The organism is Maribacter sp. 1_2014MBL_MicDiv (assembly GCF_001865655.1).
Taxonomy (GTDB): Bacteria; Bacteroidota; Bacteroidia; order Flavobacteriales; family Flavobacteriaceae; genus Maribacter; species Maribacter dokdonensis.
On the sequence record NZ_CP011318.1, the window covers coordinates 1,146,474 to 1,165,775 of the forward strand.

General features: G+C 36.2%; 16 protein-coding genes. 10 read left to right on the top strand and 6 right to left on the bottom strand.

What is annotated here, in order from left to right:
• The first annotated feature begins 45 nt into the window (after nt 1–45).
• The 7 genes from YQ22_RS04710 to YQ22_RS04740 all read left to right on the top strand — a co-directional run bounded on the left by YQ22_RS04710 (nt 46) and on the right by YQ22_RS04740 (nt 11,815).
• On the top strand, nt 46–771 hold the full coding sequence (locus tag YQ22_RS04710) for an SGNH/GDSL hydrolase family protein (RefSeq protein WP_071340253.1): 726 nt from the start codon (nt 46–48) through the stop codon (nt 769–771).
• A gap of 39 nt (nt 772–810) precedes the next feature.
• The gene (gene lysS, locus YQ22_RS04715; protein ID WP_071340254.1) at nt 811–2,502 is read left to right on the top strand and encodes a lysine--tRNA ligase; all 1,692 of its coding nucleotides are present in this window, start codon (nt 811–813) and stop codon (nt 2,500–2,502) included.
• Nucleotides 2,503–2,557: 55 nt separating this feature from the next.
• Nucleotides 2,558–3,988: an SLC13 family permease gene (locus YQ22_RS04720; protein ID WP_071340255.1), complete on the top strand. Its 1,431-nt coding sequence runs from the start codon at nt 2,558–2,560 to the stop codon at nt 3,986–3,988.
• Between the two features lie 196 nt (nt 3,989–4,184).
• On the top strand, nt 4,185–6,674 hold the full coding sequence (locus YQ22_RS04725) for a zinc-dependent metalloprotease (RefSeq protein ID WP_071340256.1): 2,490 nt from the start codon (nt 4,185–4,187) through the stop codon (nt 6,672–6,674).
• A 180-nt stretch (nt 6,675–6,854) separates the two neighbouring features.
• The gene (locus tag YQ22_RS19060; RefSeq protein ID WP_139254354.1) at nt 6,855–7,034 is read left to right on the top strand and encodes a hypothetical protein; all 180 of its coding nucleotides are present in this window, start codon (nt 6,855–6,857) and stop codon (nt 7,032–7,034) included.
• A gap of 161 nt (nt 7,035–7,195) precedes the next feature.
• Nucleotides 7,196–7,645: a hypothetical protein gene (locus YQ22_RS04735; RefSeq protein WP_058105235.1), complete on the top strand. Its 450-nt coding sequence runs from the start codon at nt 7,196–7,198 to the stop codon at nt 7,643–7,645.
• Nucleotides 7,646–7,885: 240 nt separating this feature from the next.
• Nucleotides 7,886–11,815, top strand: coding sequence for a DUF2194 domain-containing protein (locus YQ22_RS04740; RefSeq protein WP_071340257.1), 3,930 nt, complete (start codon nt 7,886–7,888; stop codon nt 11,813–11,815).
• Nucleotides 11,816–11,876: 61 nt separating this feature from the next.
• Here YQ22_RS04740 and hemL read toward each other — a convergent pair whose 3' ends face one another.
• From hemL to YQ22_RS04760, 4 genes are read right to left on the bottom strand one after another with little or no spacing between them, the layout of a single operon-like run.
• On the bottom strand, nt 11,877–13,157 hold the full coding sequence (gene hemL / locus YQ22_RS04745; protein ID WP_071340258.1) for a glutamate-1-semialdehyde 2,1-aminomutase: 1,281 nt from the start codon (nt 13,155–13,157) through the stop codon (nt 11,877–11,879).
• Nucleotides 13,158–13,176: 19 nt separating this feature from the next.
• Nucleotides 13,177–14,001, bottom strand: a complete 825-nt coding sequence (locus YQ22_RS04750) for a glucosaminidase domain-containing protein (RefSeq protein ID WP_071340259.1) — start codon at nt 13,999–14,001, stop codon at nt 13,177–13,179.
• Nucleotides 13,998–14,903: a 1-aminocyclopropane-1-carboxylate deaminase/D-cysteine desulfhydrase gene (locus YQ22_RS04755; RefSeq protein WP_071340260.1), complete on the bottom strand. Its 906-nt coding sequence runs from the start codon at nt 14,901–14,903 to the stop codon at nt 13,998–14,000. The genes YQ22_RS04750 and YQ22_RS04755 overlap by 4 nt, the downstream gene beginning before the upstream one ends.
• A gap of 12 nt (nt 14,904–14,915) precedes the next feature.
• Nucleotides 14,916–15,245 carry a hypothetical protein gene (locus YQ22_RS04760; RefSeq protein WP_071340261.1) on the bottom strand — a complete coding sequence of 110 codons (330 nt, stop codon included), beginning with the start codon at nt 15,243–15,245 and terminating at the stop codon, nt 14,916–14,918.
• A 197-nt stretch (nt 15,246–15,442) separates the two neighbouring features.
• Here YQ22_RS04760 and YQ22_RS19170 point away from each other — a divergent pair, with 197 nt between their 5' ends.
• The gene (locus tag YQ22_RS19170; protein ID WP_167342570.1) at nt 15,443–15,601 is read left to right on the top strand and encodes a DUF5522 domain-containing protein; all 159 of its coding nucleotides are present in this window, start codon (nt 15,443–15,445) and stop codon (nt 15,599–15,601) included.
• Nucleotides 15,602–15,676: 75 nt separating this feature from the next.
• Entirely contained in the window at nt 15,677–16,246 is a 570-nt protein-coding gene (locus YQ22_RS04765) for a DUF4136 domain-containing protein (RefSeq protein ID WP_071340262.1), read from the top strand.
• Nucleotides 16,247–16,302: 56 nt separating this feature from the next.
• On the opposite strand, the gene YQ22_RS04770 is transcribed toward YQ22_RS04765, so the two are convergent.
• A complete protein-coding gene (locus YQ22_RS04770; protein WP_071340263.1) occupies nt 16,303–16,767 on the bottom strand; it encodes an Lrp/AsnC family transcriptional regulator in 465 nt (154 codons plus the stop codon).
• A 165-nt stretch (nt 16,768–16,932) separates the two neighbouring features.
• Here YQ22_RS04770 and YQ22_RS04775 point away from each other — a divergent pair, with 165 nt between their 5' ends.
• On the top strand, nt 16,933–18,696 hold the full coding sequence (locus YQ22_RS04775; protein ID WP_071340264.1) for an aromatic amino acid hydroxylase: 1,764 nt from the start codon (nt 16,933–16,935) through the stop codon (nt 18,694–18,696).
• On the opposite strand, the gene YQ22_RS04780 is transcribed toward YQ22_RS04775, so the two are convergent.
• A complete protein-coding gene (locus YQ22_RS04780) occupies nt 18,674–19,300 on the bottom strand; it encodes a DUF4230 domain-containing protein (RefSeq protein ID WP_071340265.1) in 627 nt (208 codons plus the stop codon). The genes YQ22_RS04775 and YQ22_RS04780 overlap by 23 nt on opposite strands.
• Nucleotides 19,301–19,302 lie beyond the last annotated feature (2 nt).

A 19,302-nucleotide genomic window follows, 5' to 3' on the forward strand; every position in this document is an offset into this window, starting at 1 on the left:
TATAATTAACTAAAACCTTTACAACTATTGTTACGTTAGATAATTATGAAATACTTGAACAAGTTATCCCTTATACCGCTAATAGGTCTTCTGTTTACTATATTACCATCTTGCAGCCAAACCGAAGATATTAGATCCGCACCTATTTCAGAAGATCTAAACAACCAAGAAACCATAAACTATTTGGCTCTTGGCGATAGTTATACCGTTGGAGAAAGCGTTGCGTTTGAAGACAGCTTCCCAAAACAATTGAATTCCACTATTGAAGAAAATAAAAACTATAATGTCAATACTACTGTAATTGCACAAACCGGCTGGAGAACCGATCAATTATTGGCATCAATTGGTGGTAGAGCATCTGCCGAGTATAATTTAGTCACGCTACTTATTGGTGTAAACAATCAATTTCAATCTAGACCATTTTCTCAATATGAGACAGAATTTGTAAGATTAATTGATAAAGCTATTAGTCTTGCGGGTAATGATTCTAACAAAGTAGTCGTGCTTTCAATTCCAGATTACTTTTATACGCCTTATGGCCAAAGTAACGGTGATGACCAAATCTCAAGGGAACTTGACAGGTATAATGATTTTGCCAAATCTACCTCAAAATCCAAAGGAGTTACGTTTCTAAATATTACCGATATTACCAGAAAAGGATTAAACGAACCTGAATTGGTAGCAAATGATGGTTTACACCCTTCTGCCCTTGCATATGAAAAATTTGTTGAAAGACTCTATCCTTTAGTGCGTTCTAGATTGAAAGATTAAGACATATCGATTATATTTGCCAGCTAAATAAACGACGGCATGCAATTATCGGAGCAAGAGCTTATCAGAAGAGAAAAATTGGAAAAACTAAGAGCATTGGGTATCAATCCTTATCCAGCTGCTTTATACCCTGTAAATGCTACATCGGCAAGCATTAAATCTAATTATGAGGAAGGTAAACAGGTTATTGTTGCCGGCAGACTCATGTCGCGTAGAATTCAAGGTAAAGCTTCTTTTGCCGAGCTACAAGATAGTTCCGGTCGTATTCAAGTTTATTTCAATAGAGATGAAATCTGTACAGGTGATGATAAGTCTTTATACAATGATGTCTATAAAAAATTATTGGATATTGGTGATATTATCGGTATTGAGGGTGACCTATTTACTACCCAAGTAGGCGAAAAAACCATTATGGTCAAGAAATTTACCATGTTGAGCAAATCGCTAAGACCTTTACCATTACCAAAAAAAGATGCAGAAGGCAAGGTCTATGATGAGTTCAATGACCCAGAATTACGCTACCGTCAACGTTATGTAGATTTAGTGGTGAACCCAAAGGTCAAAGAAACATTCATTAAAAGAACCAAGATCACCAATAGTATTCGTGAGTTCTATAACGACAAAGGTTATTTAGAGGTTGAAACACCAATTTTACAACCAATACCAGGTGGTGCTACGGCACGCCCTTTCTTAACGCACCATAATGCGCTGAACATTCCTTTGTATTTACGTATTGCCAATGAACTTTACCTAAAGAGATTGATCGTTGGTGGGTTCGATGGTGTTTATGAATTCTCAAAGGATTTTAGAAACGAAGGTATGGATCGTACCCATAATCCGGAATTTACGGTAATGGAACTGTATGTAGCCTACAAAGACTACAATTGGATGATGGATACCACTGAAAAATTATTGGAGAAAATTGCGATGGATGCCAATGGGACTACTAAGGTAACCGTAGGCAAACACGAAATTGAATTCAAAGCTCCGTACGCAAGAGTACCTATTTTAGAGGCTATAAAAATACACACAGGCATTGATGTTGCCGGTATGCCAGAAGAAGAACTACGTGAAACGGCTAAAAAATTAGGTCTAGAGGTCGATGAAACTATGGGTGTGGGCAAACTGATCGATGAGATTTTTGGTGAAAAATGTGAGCACCATTACGTGCAACCAACATTTATTACAGATTACCCAAAGGAAATGAGCCCGTTGACCAAAGAACATAGAGACAACCCTGCTTTGACAGAACGTTTTGAGCTTATGGTAAATGGTAAAGAGTTGGCAAATGCTTACTCTGAGCTTAATGACCCAATTGACCAAAGAGAGCGTTTTGAAGATCAACTGAAGTTGTCCGAAAAAGGTGATGACGAAGCTATGTTCATTGACCAAGATTTCCTTAGGGCATTAGAATACGGTATGCCACCTACTTCTGGTATTGGTATAGGTATAGATCGCTTGGTTATGTTGATGACCAACAATGCATCTATACAAGAAGTATTGTTCTTCCCGCAAATGAGACCTGAAAAGAAACCTCTTCAATTATCGGATAATGAAAAGGTTATTTTTGATATCCTTAAATCAGAAAAGAAAATGCAATTAGACGCGCTTAAAAACAAAGCAGATCTAAGCAACAAAGCATGGGACAAAGGCATTAAAGGGATTACAAAACAGCAACTGGCAAAAATCTATAAGGAAGACGATGTTCTTTTTGTTGAAATATTAAATTAGCTATTTACCGTAAAAATAAAAAATAGTAGTTTAGAAGCTGGCAAAACCAACCAGCATGAATTTAAGCAGTAAAATAGGTCTGTTTACAGGTCCTATACTATTTTTTATAATCATTTTTTTACCAAGTGTATTGATTTCAGATAGTGCGGACGCCGTCATTGCCGTTGCACTTTGGATGGTTATATGGTGGGTAACAGAAGCGGTTTCTATTTCCGTAACCGCACTATTACCCCTATTGCTCTTTCCAATTTTAAAAATTATGCCAGTTGGTGAAGTTGGAGCAAACTACGGTAGCCCCATAGTTTTTTTATTCTTTGGCGGCTTTGTAATGGCACTGGCGTTAGAGAAGGTAAATCTGCATAAAAGAATAGCGCTCACTATCATTAAACTTACCGGTACCTCTGCCAATAAGGTGGTATTAGGTTTTATGATCGCTACTGCCGTACTGAGCATGTGGATCAGCAATACTGCAAGTACGGTAGTTATGTTACCGATCGCCATGTCGGTCATCAATCTATTGATCGAAGATGAAGACGGATTCACTACAAGAGATCGCAATTTTGCCTTAAGTGTAATGCTTGGAATTGCCTTTTCTGCCAATGCGGGTGGTATTGCAACGGTTATTGGCACCCCTCCAAATTCTGTCTTAATAGGTTTGCTTGAAAACCAATATCAAATAGAAATATCATTTTTAAAATGGATGATTATAGGGCTACCCTTTTCCCTTATCATAATTTCCATTTGTTACTTTGTTCTCGTAAAAGTCTTTTTCCCCACTCGGGGTTTAAAATTTAAGGCTTCAAAAACCATTATTCATGAGGAACTGGATAAATTAGGACCTACTTCCGGGAAGGAAAAAATGGTCTTATCCATTTTTGGAGTCACAATATTTTTGTGGGTGTTCAGAACATTGATCAATTCCATTTTCCCCAATTTAGGTCTATCGGATACCCTTATAAGTATTTTTGCCGCTATAGCGTTATTTACACTGCCGTATAATCTAAAAAAAGGAGATTTTATTTTAGAATGGAAAGACACCCAAAAACTGGCTTGGGGAATTTTAATACTATTTGGCGGTGGTCTATCACTGGCAAATGGCATGTCCGTTTCGGGTATTGTAGATTTGGTTGCCCAAGTTATCGCAGAAAGCAACCTAAGTATATTGCTTACGGCTTCTTTACTGATCGTTCTAATGCTATTTATGACAGAATTAATGAGCAATGTTGCTCTTGTTGCAGTATTAGCTCCTGTTGTTGCCGGAATAGCCATAGGGCTGGGTCTGCCCATAACCTATCTACTTATTCCCATCACTATTGCAAGTAGCTGTGCTTTCATGCTACCAATGGCCACGCCACCAAATGCCATAGTTTTCGCTAGCGGGTATATTAAGGTACATGAAATGGCACGCGCCGGAATAATTCTTAATCTTATAGCGGTTCTCTTACTGATCCTCTTATTTCAATTTTTTCTACCTCTTTTATTTTAATAAGAATTTATTATAAAAATAAAGCCCTTGCATATTGCAAAGGCTTTATAATCGACTAATTCAGAATGAAAAAATGTTTATTCCTATTTAAAAGACGCCTATTGATCATGATTGTTACAAATAGGCTTAAGAAATTATTAACTATTTGTTACAGATATTATTTCAATCTTTGGAAGATTACCTAACTAACTCACAAATGAAAAGAAAATTACTTGTAAAATTATTACTATTACTGTGTGTTTTTGGCTACCAGAATGCTGACGCCCAAATTTTCAAAAAGAAAAAGAAAAACACGGAACAAGAAGCAAACAAGCCTTCTAAAGATAAAATTCAACCTTATAACAAGGTTATAACAAAAGATGCCAAAAGTGATTCAGGTCTATTTACTACCCACGTAGTAGATGAAAATCACTATTTTGAAATTCCAGATTCCCTATTCAATAAAGAAATGCTGATGGTAAGTCGTATTTCCAAAACTGCATCGGGCATTGGTTTTGGTGGTGGAAAAATAAACACCCAAGTACTTCGCTGGGAAAAGAAAGATAAAAAAGTATTACTTCGTGTAGTATCCCATGATGTTGTTGCCGCAGATTCTTTACCGGTACATGAAGCCGTTGTAAATTCAAACTTTGAACCGGTTTTATTCTCTTTCGATATTAAAGCTATTCAGAAAGACTCGCTCAACCCTACAACCGTAATCGAAGTAAACGATATTTTCACGAAGGACACCAAAGCTTTTGGTATGCCAGATAGGTATCGCAAAAGATATAAAGTATCTCGTTTAGATGAAGGCAGAGGGTATATAGAATCTATTAAGAGTTACCCATTAAATGTTGAAGTACGCCATGTGAAAACGTATTTGGCGAGCAACCCTCCAAGTAATTCTACCTTAGGTTCAATTTCTGTGGAAATCAATAACTCTATGGTATTATTACCTGAAGAACCTATGAAACGCAGATATTTTGATGAGCGCGTAGGTTGGTTTGCACGTGGCCAAGTAGATTATGGTCTAGATGCTCAAGAGAGCAAAACGATCAAGTTTTTAGATAGATGGCGCTTAGAGGTTAAAGATGAGGATATAGAGAAATTCAAAAATGGCGAACTAGTTGAACCAAAAAAGCAAATTGTATACTATGTAGATAGGGCTACACCTAGAAAATGGGTACCTTTTATTAAGCAAGGTATTGAAGATTGGCAAACCGCTTTTGAAGCTGCAGGTTTTAAGAACGCCATTATTGCAAAAGAACCACCTACAGTTGAGGAAGATCCAGAATGGTCTCCTGAAGATGTGCGTTATTCAGTGGTACGTTATTTAGCATCACCTATACCAAATGCCAATGGTCCGCATGTTAGCGATCCCCGCAGTGGTGAAATATTAGAATCTGATATTAACTGGTACCATAATGTAATGACCTTATTGAGAAACTGGTACTTTGTACAAACAGCAGCTATCAATCCTGCTGCCAGAGGTGTATCTTTTGATGATGAAGTCATGGGTCGCTTAATTAGATTTGTATCATCACATGAAGTTGGCCACACGCTTGGGCTTCCACATAATATGGGCAGTAGTGTTGCATACCCTGTAGACTCCCTTCGTTCTAAGACGTTCACAAAAAAATATGGTACGGCACCATCAATAATGGATTATGCCCGTTTTAACTACATTGCGCAACCTGGTGATGAAGGTGTTGCCTTAATGCCAGATATTGGGGTATATGATAAATATGCCATTCAATGGGGATACAAACCAATTTTAAACACTACAGCAGAAGAGGAAAAAGCTATTTTGGACCAATGGATCTTAAAACATGCAGGTGACCCTCTTTACCGCTTTGGTCACCAACAAGTAGGTGATATAGTTGACCCAAGTTCACAGACCGAAGATTTGGGAGATGATGCTATGAAAGCTAGTGAATACGGTATTGCCAATTTAAAAAGAATTGTTCCCAAACTCATAGAGTGGACCGCAGAAGATGGTAAGAACTATGAAGACCTTGATAAACTTTATGGACAAGTATTCGCTCAGTTCAATAGATATATGGGCCATGTTTCCAATAATATCGGGGGCGTATATGAGCACCACAAAACCTATGATCAAGATGGCGCCGTGTATACCGCCGTACCTAAAGAACGCCAGCAAAGAGCCATGGTTTTTCTTCAAGAACAGTTATTTATTACTCCAATGTGGATGCTAGACCAAGATATTTTGGAGCGTACAGAGTACTCTGGCTTTTTAGAACAAATGCGGGCTATGCAAGTACGTACATTAAATAATGTATTAAGCTTAGGCAAAATGGCAAGGTTGATAGAAAATGAAACAATGGATAAGTCCGAAGCTTATTCCCTTGCCCAAATGATGAGCGAATTAAGAAAAGGTATATGGTCTGAAACAAGGAGTGGCAAAACGGTAGATACTTATAGAAGGAACCTACAAAAAGCCCATATTGACCGTTTAGCATATTTGTTGACTGCAGAAAATCAAGCCAAGGCTTCGGATTTTGGTGGCTACAGAAAATCAACAGTTGTCAACACCAGTCAATCTGATATTCGAACCATTGCGAGAGCCGAATTGAATATTTTGAAGCGCGATATTAGAAACGCACGTAACAGAACCTCTGACTTGATGACAAAATATCATTACGATGATGTTTCTGAGCGTATTAACGATATTTTAGACCCTAAATAATTGCATGTAATTGTGGTCAAGATTTCAACGTTATCGATGAAAAACCAATATCATCGATGAATGAAATGTGTTAACCACATTTTAAATATTCTAGACATCAAAAAAAGCCCATTACACAACAATGGGCTTTTTCATGCGTTTATCTTTTTTAGATTAGTAAAGAATTTAAACCCCCAAATCATGACCAATAAAGTAAAAAGTCTTATCTACCTAGCTTGTTTTATCTGTGCTTCTGTTGTTTATCACCAGAACACAAATGATACCGTTAAAGAAGATATTGTAACAAACACCTACGAACAAGAGGCTGACATCGTTATTAATCCATACAAAACGATGGAAGGACGAACACAGACCAATTAAAAAATTCAAAGAACATACCTACTTAAAAGCGCGGCCCAAAAGCCGCGCTTTTTAATTATCATAATTTATCTTTTTCCGTTAAAAAACTATTAAAAATTAAATTACCCTTAAACCTAATTGAAAATTTCATGTCAAAGTAACAAATACATAAAAAAATAAACATGAAAAAATTAGTAATGGCCATATTGATTATGGCAGGCATAACTGCAACGGCACAAGATCACCAAAGAAAAGGTAAAAGAGGTGACATGAAAGATTTGACTCCTGAACAAGTAGCAACTATTCAGACCAAAAAAATGACTTTGGCCTTAGATCTTAATGAATCTCAACAAGGAAAAATCAAAGCAATACTTACGGAAGATGCCACTGCTCGAAAAACAAAAATGGAAGAGAGAAAAGCCCAAAAAGAGGAAGGTAAAAAGGTATTGACCGCAGAAGAAAAATACGCTATGCAAAATGAGCGCTTAGACCATCAGATTGCCAGAAAAGAGCAAATGAAATCTATACTTGATGACGAGCAATATGAAAAATGGGAAAAAATGGACCATAGACGAAAAATGCGAAGTAAAAACAATGAAGGTAGAAAAGGAAAACGCTCTGCCAGACAATAGATGCTTATACAAACCCAAAAAAAAGACTTGCTTTTGGCAGGTCTTTTTTGCATTTAAGCGATATCTCAAACTTTCCAAAACACCTTATAAACCAAGGCTAAACCCTTAAACCATACATTCATGGATGAAATTGCATATTTGACCAATAAATTTTTAGCTAACATCTTTATGCTTGTACTTAGAATCTTCAAATTGAAGACAGCAACATGCGTCTCAATTTAGATTTTAAGACACCAAACCATGATAGCAAAAAAAATAGGTTATTTATCTCTACTTATAGCCTTTACTCTTTTAACCAGTTGCCAACAAGAACTTTACAAGTCTAATAACAAATTTAATATTCCGGAAAAAAGTACAGAGGAGCCTTTGGTTCAGTTTTTAATAGAACCAACAAATTATAGCGCTATTTTAGAAACTGAAAACTTGGCAAAGGCTTTTGACTATTCTAAAATTGCACACAAAACGTTATGGGTAAATCAATTTAACGAAAAGTTGAATATTGCTCCAACCACAAGGGTCGTTACCGTTCATGAAACTGCAGGTTTAAGTACCGTTGCCATTGACAGTCTTTTAAAGTTCGTTTCTAAAGGTGGAACCTTATTGATTACCAAAGCAGCAAAAGATGAACGTATGTCTTATTTTTTTGGCATGACCCCTGGGGCTGATTGGTCTACGAACAAAGTAGCTTCGGGCCTGTTCTTTAACAAACCTTTGTTTCCAGGTATGCAAGGTCGCGGCTTTGATAATGAAACAACCCATTTAGGTTTCAATACTTCCAATTTCTCCAGTAACGTTAATGTACTGGTATCTGCATATAATGATAATAATTACCCTGTTTTAGTTGAAAATCAAATTGGCAATGGTAAGGTCATCCTGTACAATTCATCTCAAGTACTTAAAAAAGAAATGAGGGGATTGTTGTTTTCAGCCAGTTTGCTTGGACTTGAGGGCATACCTTACCCAATTGCAAATATTGGAACGCTTTTTCTTGATGATTTTCCATCGGCTGTTTATGACGAAAATGGTAAAGCCATAACCTTAAAAAATGGAGAGGGAAAATCTGAGTTCTTAAAAAAAGATTGGTGGCCTAAAATGAAAAAATTTTCCCAAGAGGAAGATATAAAATTCTCTGCATATGTAACCTTTAATGCCGATGACAAGAACACCGGTGAGGCTAACTTTAAAAGTTGGGAACAGACTGGGCTACTGGATGGTAAAAATGAAGATGGCACCAATAAATGGATGACCAACGAGTTTACCAACCGTGGTCATGAATTAGGTTTTCGAGGCTATAACGATCTTTCATTGTCCAAAGAATTATGGCAAGACACTGATCTAGTTCTTGAAAATATAAAGGCGTCTGAGAAAAAATGGAAAGAAAATATATCCAAGTCCCTACCCACATCATATGTGGCACCAAATAATAAAATTGATAGTTTAGGACTAATATCATTAAAAAAAGGATTTCCTAGTTTAAACTTTGTTCATACCTCTTTCTTAGGAGATTTATATAAAGGTGGTAACAGGGAGTTTGACCCAGACCCATTGAACAATAGATTTTTTGATTATCCACGTTTAAGTAGTGGTTATACCATTTCAGATAAAGAATTATGGGCTATAGAGTCTACCTATCTATATACAGGAATTTGGTCTCACGCCTTAAATACTGAAGATGCCGTTGAAATGGGAAATGCCGGAAATGCAATAAATTCACTTAAAAATCATATTGCAGACTACAAGAAAAGACACCCCCAAATGCAATTCTTAACCGCTAAAAAATCTACAGAGGCAGTTATGGATTGGCGCTATCAAAGTATTCGCCATTTAAGTTATGAAGGTCAGTATGAAGTATCTAGTTCCTTAAACTCAGATGCCAATAAAGACTCTTATTGGTTAATGTACGTTAGCGAACATAACAATGTCAAAGTACATGAAAAATTATTCTTTGACCAGACAGAATTTAGCGCAACACCATTTTTAAATGGTTTTCTATATAGCATTAAAACAAAGTCCCCAAATTTAAGTGTACCAGATATACGACCAGAAATTAGAACATTAATTGGTACAACCTCAACTTTAATCACCAATACAAATAACGATTATAAAGCTTATAACCGGAGTAAGCAGACCATGGTGCCTTTAAAGAAAAAAATTAACAGATTGGTGGTTGAAGAAAAAACCAAAGAGGCAACAAACTTAATGGAAAAACTATTTGACAATAATAAATTCATTAACAGCCAAGAAATAGTTACCTATGCAGAAGGTATGGAGGCTCAAGGCAAAACCGAAGAGCTTTGGTCACAATTAGACCAACTATACCAAAAAAACCCATCAAATTCTTATGCAGATTTTTCTAGGGACATTAGTATTGTCAGTAATTACCCAACACCTACCATTAAAAAAATGTGGATAGAGAGACAGATGGAATGGGGACAAAATGACCCCGTCCTTCTTAAAGAATATTATCAAAATTTTAATACCGAAGACAATACCGAAATTATAGAACAAGTTCTTAGCGTTCTAAATTCTTTAGAACCAACTGATGAGAACCAACATACATACTATGATTTTTTGGTAAAATCCAATAAAGATGATTTACTACAGAAACTAGATGAGATAGCACCTTGTAGTATATCCAATAAAGATCTGGCAACTTCAATTAGTAAAGCGTATGCAGAAAAACTTAATTTTGACAAGGCAGAACTTTGGCAAAAATGTGGAAATATTTCTCCAGAAGTGGTTAAGGAATGGAAAGAAAAAACAAAGACCATTGCAAGTAAGAAATTTACAGACTTTGAGTACTATCTAAGATATCTGCTGGTCAATGATCCAGACAAAGCCTTAGAGGAAGCCCAAGAAATAGAGCCCTGCAGACCCGATTTAATTAGACTATCAAAGAATATTGCTCTTTTATTTGCGCAATACTCACAATACCAGAAAGCTTTAGATTGGAGCACGTGTACCAATACCATTTCTATCAAACATATTTTAGATTGGAATCTTGAATACGCCAATGGCCGGTATTTAAAACAAGTATATGCCAAACATATAGAAAAGAATCCTAGAGATTATAATACCATGAACCACATGGTGAAATTATTATTACTAAAGGGTGATGTAGATGGTGCAGGTAAAATAGCCTTAAGCATACCACAGAACAAAATTGATCCCGATTTTAAAATTGCATTCAACAATGAGGTAAAATCTGAAACTAACGAAAAGCAATCTTTATATGTAAGCAAGTACAAAGTTTTAATGGATGACGCTATTGTAAAAAAATCTGAAATTGAAGCTAGAAAAAAGAAAGGGCACTCCATAGGACTTACCTCATCTGCTATTGCAGATGAATTTAACCCAACCTTGTTCAACAATGCCTTCCATTTTGGTTTTTATAATACAAAACTCGACTTTCATAAATTCTCAATTGTTCAAGGTACCGCATATTCAGTTCTTAAGGACACTATAGTACCTAATGATATTGATAGAGATTTACTCGGTGTTGCCTATCAATATAAAACAGAGTCCAATGAGAAAAAACCTTTTTCCGTTGGCGCCAAAGTAGAATTAGATAATTTTAATAAGGTATTCTTTCATTTTAATACCGGTATAGATTTTATAGGTGACAATAGTACATCATCATTAGCTTTAAAAGTACACCCCGTTACAACAGGACCGGGTTACGAATTAAACATTTATGATATTCAGGTAAAAGCAGCACAGGAGTTTAAATACTCATCTAACCTAGATCACCAATTTTATGTAAAAGCAGATTACTACACTGATAGTCAATACTACGCTATTGGTGGCACCAGAGTAGAATATAATTTGCTGAATTTGGACAAATTTAAATTTGGTCCATTAATAGAAGGTGCTTACGGTGTTGGCTCTGAAGAGAGAAGAGACGGTTTTCCTTACTGGCTTACCGAAGATAGACTTTATGCCGGTGGAGGATTACAATTCACCATTGGTAACGAAGATTCAGATTTTAATTGGCAAAGCGACTTTTCACTTTTTGCCGAGCAGGAAGAAGATAGTTTTCAGCGTTATGAAGGTAAACTATCTTACAGAATCAAGAATTTTACAACCGTACATTTAAACTACTCCTATTTTACTATTGACCGGTTTTTCTCTAACGCCGTTCAGCTGGGTATTCAGTATAATTTCAAATAATAAAGAAAGCCCTGAAAACAGGGCTTTCTTTAATTACCAATTTACAATATAATTGTTCTGCTTATAATTCTATTTCTTTTAACGCATTGATAGTTGCATCTAAATCTTCGTAACTTAAAGCATCATTTAAAAAATAGCTTTCAAAAGCACTTGGGGGCAAGTAAATACCCTTATTCAACATACCGTGAAAATACTTTTTAAACGTTTCATTATTGCCCTTGGCAGATGAAGTAAAGTCTACTACTGGCTCATTGGTAAAATGAACGGAAATCATACTACCATATCGGTTAATTTGATGGTCAACATTCTTTTCTTTCAATACCTCTGCAATGCCCTCATGTAAGTATTCGGTTTTATCGGCAAGACTTTTAAATACCCCAGGGTTATTGTTCAATTCTGTCAACATTGCCAATCCGGCACTCATAGCAAGAGGATTACCACTTAAAGTACCAGCTTGATAAACGGGTCCGTCAGGAGCCAGATAATCCATTATCTCCGTTCTTGCAGCAAAGGCTCCTACAGGTAATCCACCACCGATTACTTTTCCGTAAGTGACTATATCCGCTTTTATACCAAGTACTTCTTGAGCCCCACCTTTCGCTAGACGAAAGCCTGTCATAACTTCATCAAAAATCAATAAAATTCCTTCTTGAGTACAGATTTCACGAAGTTCTTGAATAAATTCTTCCGTAGGTATTATGCACCCCATATTACCTGCTATAGGCTCTATAATAATTGCTGCCAGTTCTCCTTTATTGGCTTTTACCAACTCCTTTACACTGCTTAAATCATTATAAACCGCCAACAACGTATCCTTTGCCGTACCCTGTGTTACACCCGGACTATTGGGACTACCAAAGGTAACCGCGCCACTACCCGCTTGAATCAAAAACGAATCCGAATGTCCGTGGTAACATCCGGCAAATTTTATTATTTTTTCTCTACCGGTAAAGCCTCTTGCCAAACGCACAGCACTCATACAAGCTTCTGTTCCACTATTGACAAACCTGATCTTATCCATATTGGGCACCATTGATATAGCCAATTTCGCCAGCTCTGTCTCAATTTCCGTAGGCATACCAAACGAAGTTCCGTTCTTAGCCTTTTCAACCACTGCATTAATTACAGGCTCATGGGCATGACCTAAAATCAAAGGTCCCCATGATGCTATGTAGTCTATAAGCTTATTACCATCTTCATCATACAAATAAGCTCCTTTCGCTTTTTTTACGAATATTGGATCACCACCAACTGCCTTAAATGCGCGTACCGGTGAATTTACGCCACCTGGTATATATTTCTTTGCCTCTGCAAACAAGGCACTACTTCTTTGATAAATCATATGCTCTATTGATTTTTTACTACTTTTTGACTTTAAGCGGCTGTCCAATTGACAGATCAGAGCTACGCAGATTATTCAACTGCATTAACTCATCTACACTTAAATAATATTTTTTGGACAAGGAGTACAGGGTATCTCCTTTTTGTACCGTATGAATATTGTCCGCACCAGTAACCACCACCGTATTATCCGTATAGCCAGCCTTTTTTATTTGCTTGTCATACTTATGCAGATCATACTTCTCTATTAAATAAATTAATTTCTGCGGATACTTTGGATCTGTGGCATAACCAGCTTTACGCAAACCCCTTGCCCAACCTTTATAGTCTGTATGTCTCAAATTGAACAAGAACGCATACCTGGACCTCGTTGTTAAAAATATACTATGGTCTCTAAAGGAATACATAGGATGATTGTATTTTCTAAAACATTCCCCTTTTTCATCGTCATCATGAAAATCGTAATCACCTTCCCACCCTTTGTGGCATTTAATACCAAAATGATTGTTGGTTTTCATAGCCAATTCTCCTTTACCATTACCGCTCTCCAATAATCCCTGCGCCAAAGTAATACTTGCCGGTATACCATACCCCATCATTTCTAATTGGGCAGTTTCAGCAAAAGTTTCTATGTATTCGGTTGGTGAGTCTATTTTAAACCTAATAAATTTTGAAGGCTCAGCAGGTAAATCTGCCTTTTCTCCTTTATTAGGACTATCCGCTTTAGAGTTTCTTCGCTCATTTTGGACATTCTTGGTTCGTAATTGATCCGAATATCTTTTTTTCGATTTACATGAAGTAAGCGCCACGCCCACCAACAAAATCAATAAAATTATCTTTTTCATATATGCAACAAAGGTAAATTTTTCTTTTTCAGTATACTATTCATACCAGTAATACCTTGCAGACCACCAGTATGAATTGCCAAAATTTTTGATCCTGGCACAAAAGTATCATGCTGGATCATTTGACACAACCCAAACATCATTTTTCCGGTATAAACGGGGTCTAAAGGAATTTGCGTTTTTGCTTTAAACTCATTGATGAACCTAACCAATTCTTCCGTTATTTTAGCATAGCCGCCAAAATGAAAATCATTATTTATTTGCCAATTATCTTTCTGTACCAACTTCTCTATTTCAGACTTCAAAAAAGCTCCTTTTAATGCTGAAAAACCAATGATTTGCTGCTTAGCAAAAGAAGCATTGATCAACCCAGACACAGTACCACCGGTACCTACACTAGTACAAACACAATTGAATAGTTCATCTTCTTTGGTTAAAATTTCTTCACACCCTTGTATCGCCAAACTGTTCGTACCTCCTTCCGGTACAAGATAAAAATCCCCAAACTCACTTCTTAATAGGTCAATAAACTTTATATCTTCCTTTTGCCTATATTCTTCTCTACTGATAAATTTGAATTGCATGCCATCTTCATGGGCTTTATGTAAAGTTGCATTATGCCGCCAAGTATGTTCCAGCTCTTGGCCACGAATAATTCCAATAGCATTAAATTCCTTTTCTCTTGCGGCGTAAGCTGTTGCGGCAATATGATTGGAAAATGCACCGCCAAAAGTCAATAACGTGTTCTTACCTTCCGCTTGGGCAGCCAATATATTATACTTGAGCTTTCTAAATTTATTACCAGATATAAACGGATGTAGTAGATCTTCGCGCTTTAGTACTACCGTAACATTCTTTTCAGCGAATAAGGGAAGTTCAACAAGTTGATTGATGCTATGCAAGAAGGGCGATTTTTAACGCCAAAGATATTTAATAAAGCTAAAGATTTTGCGATTGGACAAATAATCCATATCATTTTCATGCATGTAAGCTTCTCTCTCAAAGCTGAGATTTTGATAAGCTTTATAGGTATCCAAATAACAAACGGCTCTAATTGCCCATTCTGTAAGGTAAAGTATATAAAAAGGAAGGATCAATAATTCTTGCTGCTGACGCAAATGAATTTTCTCATGATTTATAAGTACATCATCATTTTTTAAACTTCCATTTTTTAGAAATATGAAAGGCCAAAGTGAAAGACCCACATAATTTTTATAGAAGAAATGTCTAAATACCAGAATCATAGAATTACTTTGGTAATACTATTACAAAGATAAAGCCAAAAATAGTTCAACTGAAAATTACCAGTTTTTATTGCCAACAAAACCGATTAATGGTTAAAATAGGGCTAAAGTACTTATGTATATAACTTGAACAGATTACACAACAAGGTTATCAACATAAAGAAGTAACTTTATATTCCTAAATAGTATGTTTTACGATGAAGAAAATAATTCCTATCGAGGAGGGAGATTTTTACTGGTCTGAGAACGGTTATAGGGTCTTTACCAAACAATATCATCTTAAGCGAGGCTATTGTTGTGAAAGCGGTTGTAGACATTGTCCTTATGGTTATGATCCAAAAACAAATACCCAATAAGTTCTAACATAGCTCGGCATGATATTTGTGATTATTTCAACTAGAGAAAATTAAGTACTTAAAATATATAACGTTATGAAAAACATCAAACTATTTGGCTTACCGCTGCTTCTTTTAGTTTTTATTACTTCTTGTTCATCTGTAAGCGTACTTTCAGATTATGACCAGAAAGCTGATTTCAATGGTTATAAAACATATGCATTTTATAAAACAGGAATAGACAAAGCACAAATATCCGACTTGGACAAAAAACGAATTCTACGCGCCATTGAAACCGAAATGAGTTCTAGAGGTTTCGTAAAATCCGAAAAGCCAGATCTATTGGTCAGTATTTTTACCAAAGAGCAAGAACGCGTTGATGTTTATAATAACAACTACGGTTGGGGCGGTGCCTGGGGATGGGGTTACAACCCATGGGCTTGGGGACCTGGTTTTGGCTGGGGCGGTACTAGCGTAAGTGCCAGCACACAGGGTTCTCTTTATATTGACCTTATAGATAATAATACAAACGAACTGGTATGGCAAGGTAAAGGTGTGGGAACACTATCAAATACCAAGAATATTGCCAAAAAAGAAGAACGAATTAGAGAATTTGTATCTCAAATTCTAGAGCAATACCCACCTAATGCGGTTGCAATGAAATAATAAACACATATTATAAAAAAGGCTTGCAGATGAAATCATCTGCAAGCCTTTTTTATTTACAATAATGGAAAATGCGTATCGTTCTTTACCTCATTTAAAACAAAAGCGCTCTTAACACCACCAATACTTGGTAAAGAAGCTATCTTAAATTTTGCGAAATTATAATAGGCATCAAGGTTGGCTACTACAACTTTAAGGAGAAAATCAAACTCGCCACCCACTACAAAGCATTCTACCACTTCAGGATACTTTTTTACCTGCTCAAAAAAATCATCCATCATTGCGCCTTTTTGAGCCTCTAAAGAAACAAAGCTAAAAACCGTTATGCTATCCTCAATTTTGTCCTTATCCAAAATAGCTACATAGTTCTTAATAAACCCATCATGCTCAAGACGTTTAATACGTTCATATACTGGTGTTTTTGTCATTCCAAGTTGCTCTGCAATTGCCTTGGCACCAATTTTTGCATCTTTCTGCAAAATCTTTAATATCTCCCTATCTATAAAATCTAATTTTTCCATCAAAATATTTTCCTGATTAATGGTCCCTCGCGAACCCTATAAAGTAATAATTACTTTTATGTTATCAATATAAAGTCTTATTTCCTAATTAAATTAAATTTAACATTTAATTAGTCCTATAATCCTATATTTAATAGAAATAATATAGGCTTCAAAAGTATAATTATGGGTGAATTTTCTTCTACATATGAAAGCAATCCTATTTTGGATAAACTTCCATCACATTTAAGGCAATACATTAAACCTCAAAACTATGAGGATTACACCCCTATAAACCAAGCTGTTTGGAGATATGTGATGCGCAAAAATGTAGATTACCTTAGCCAAGTTGCCCATAAATCATATACGGAAGGCTTAGGTAAAACAGGCATCTCCATAGACAACATCCCAAATATGTATGGCATGAACCGTATTTTAAAAGATTTAGGCTGGGCCGCCGTTGCTGTAGATGGCTTTATTCCACCAGCCGCTTTTATGGAGTTCCAAGCCTACAATGTTCTAGTTATAGCTTCTGATATTCGCCAATTAGAAAATATTGCCTATACCCCTGCCCCAGATATCATTCATGAAGGAGCGGGCCATGCGCCTATTATTGCCAACCCTGAATATGCTGCATATTTAAGGCGATTTGGGGAAATTGGTTGTAAGGCCATATCTAGTGCTAAAGATTTTGAACTATACGAAGCTGTACGCCATTTATCCATTATCAAAGAAGCTAAAGGCACACCAATAGAAGAAATTCAAAAGTCTGAAAAGCATATTGAATTTCTTCAGGACAATATGGGTGAACCCAGCGAAATGGCGCTTATTAGAAACTTGCATTGGTGGACCGTGGAATACGGACTTATAGGAACCTTAGAAGACCCTAAGATTTACGGAGCGGGACTTTTATCCTCTATTGGTGAAAGTCAGTGGTGCATGACAGATAATGTAAAAAAACTGCCTTATTCCATTGAAGCGGCAAGAACCTCTTTTGATATCACCAAACCTCAACCACAACTTTTTGTTACTCCAGATTTTGCTTTTTTGAGTCAGGTTCTTGAAGACTTTGCAAATACAATGGCTTTACGAAAGGGCGGACTTTCAGGTTTACAGAAACTTATAGACTCAAAAGAACTAGGGACAATTGAACTAAGTACTGGATTACAAGTATCCGGTAATTTTGAATCATTGATTTCTCATGAAGGCAAACCTATATACTTTCAAACCAAGGGCAAATCTGCTTTAGCATACCGAGAAAAAGAGTTGGTAGGGCAAGATATCAATCAGCATGAAACTGGTTTTGGCTCTCCTATCGGAAGGCTTAAGGGTATTAATATCCCTATTGAAGACATGAGTCCGCGCGACCTTAAAGCATATAAGATTTATGAAGGTGAAATTGTTTCGTTAGATTTTATTGGCGGAATCAATGTTACCGGTAAAATAGTTACCGGCACACGTAATCTTCAAGGTAGAATTATCTTAATTACTTTTGAAAATTGTAAGGTAACACATAATGGAACAACCCTTTTTGAATCTAACGATGAATTGTACAATATGGCAATCGGCGAAGACATAGTTTCCGCCTACCATGGTCCTGCAGATTTGCATAGTTTTGACCTTTTAGACCATTCCCTAAGCCCTAGCAGTGTCAGCAAAAATGAAGAAAGTTTAAATGAACTAGAATCTTATTATAAGACAATCAGGGATTTTAGAGAGGGCAAAAACACCATTGTTTCTAGAACAAAGATTTTTCAGGAAATACAGGAAAAATACCCAACAGATTGGTTATTGCCTGTTGAAATTTATGAACTGGCCATAAAAAGTAATGATGACAAATTAGTAAAAAATATAGAGCGGCACCTTGAAAACATTAAACTTGACCAACCGAAACTAGGGCAATTAATTGATGACGGACTAGCATTAGCTACGGTAAAATCCCTGGCTTAATTTCTTGCAGTGCCTCTAAGGATTCTATGGTCTGTTCTTGGTAAGTTAATCGCCAACCCATTGAATTGGTAAGAATATAAAACTTCTGCAGCTCACTAATTAGTCTATTCTCCGCATTGCCCAATAATGAAGAAGCTTGCACTTTTTTCATTAATGATGCATTTACCGTTTTCTTTATTTTATTATAATCGGTAGCATCAAACTGGTTCAAATAATCTGCGGTAACATCGTAGTATTCAAAATCTGGATTTAACTTAACCTCTGCATTTGGAATACTATTGATCTTAACTGTTTTTGTGGTTTCATCAACTTCAAATTCAATCTTACTTAAATCATAAGCCACGGTTACATCTGCATTTACCACAACCAATGCCTTTTTTTCTGCCCGCAATAACGGACCAAAAAGTTCTTTTGAATCTTTATAGTTGTACACTTCTGCAAAATGCCCCTCAGTTACCACCAACTTGGAAACGTTGGTAATTTCTTGTTGAATGAGCATGGAGTTTTCTTTAAGAATAGATTTATTATCTCGTTCACCTTGGCACATTTGAAACGCAAACAATAATGTTACTCCGATTACCAAGCCTAAAATTATCTTTTTCATAA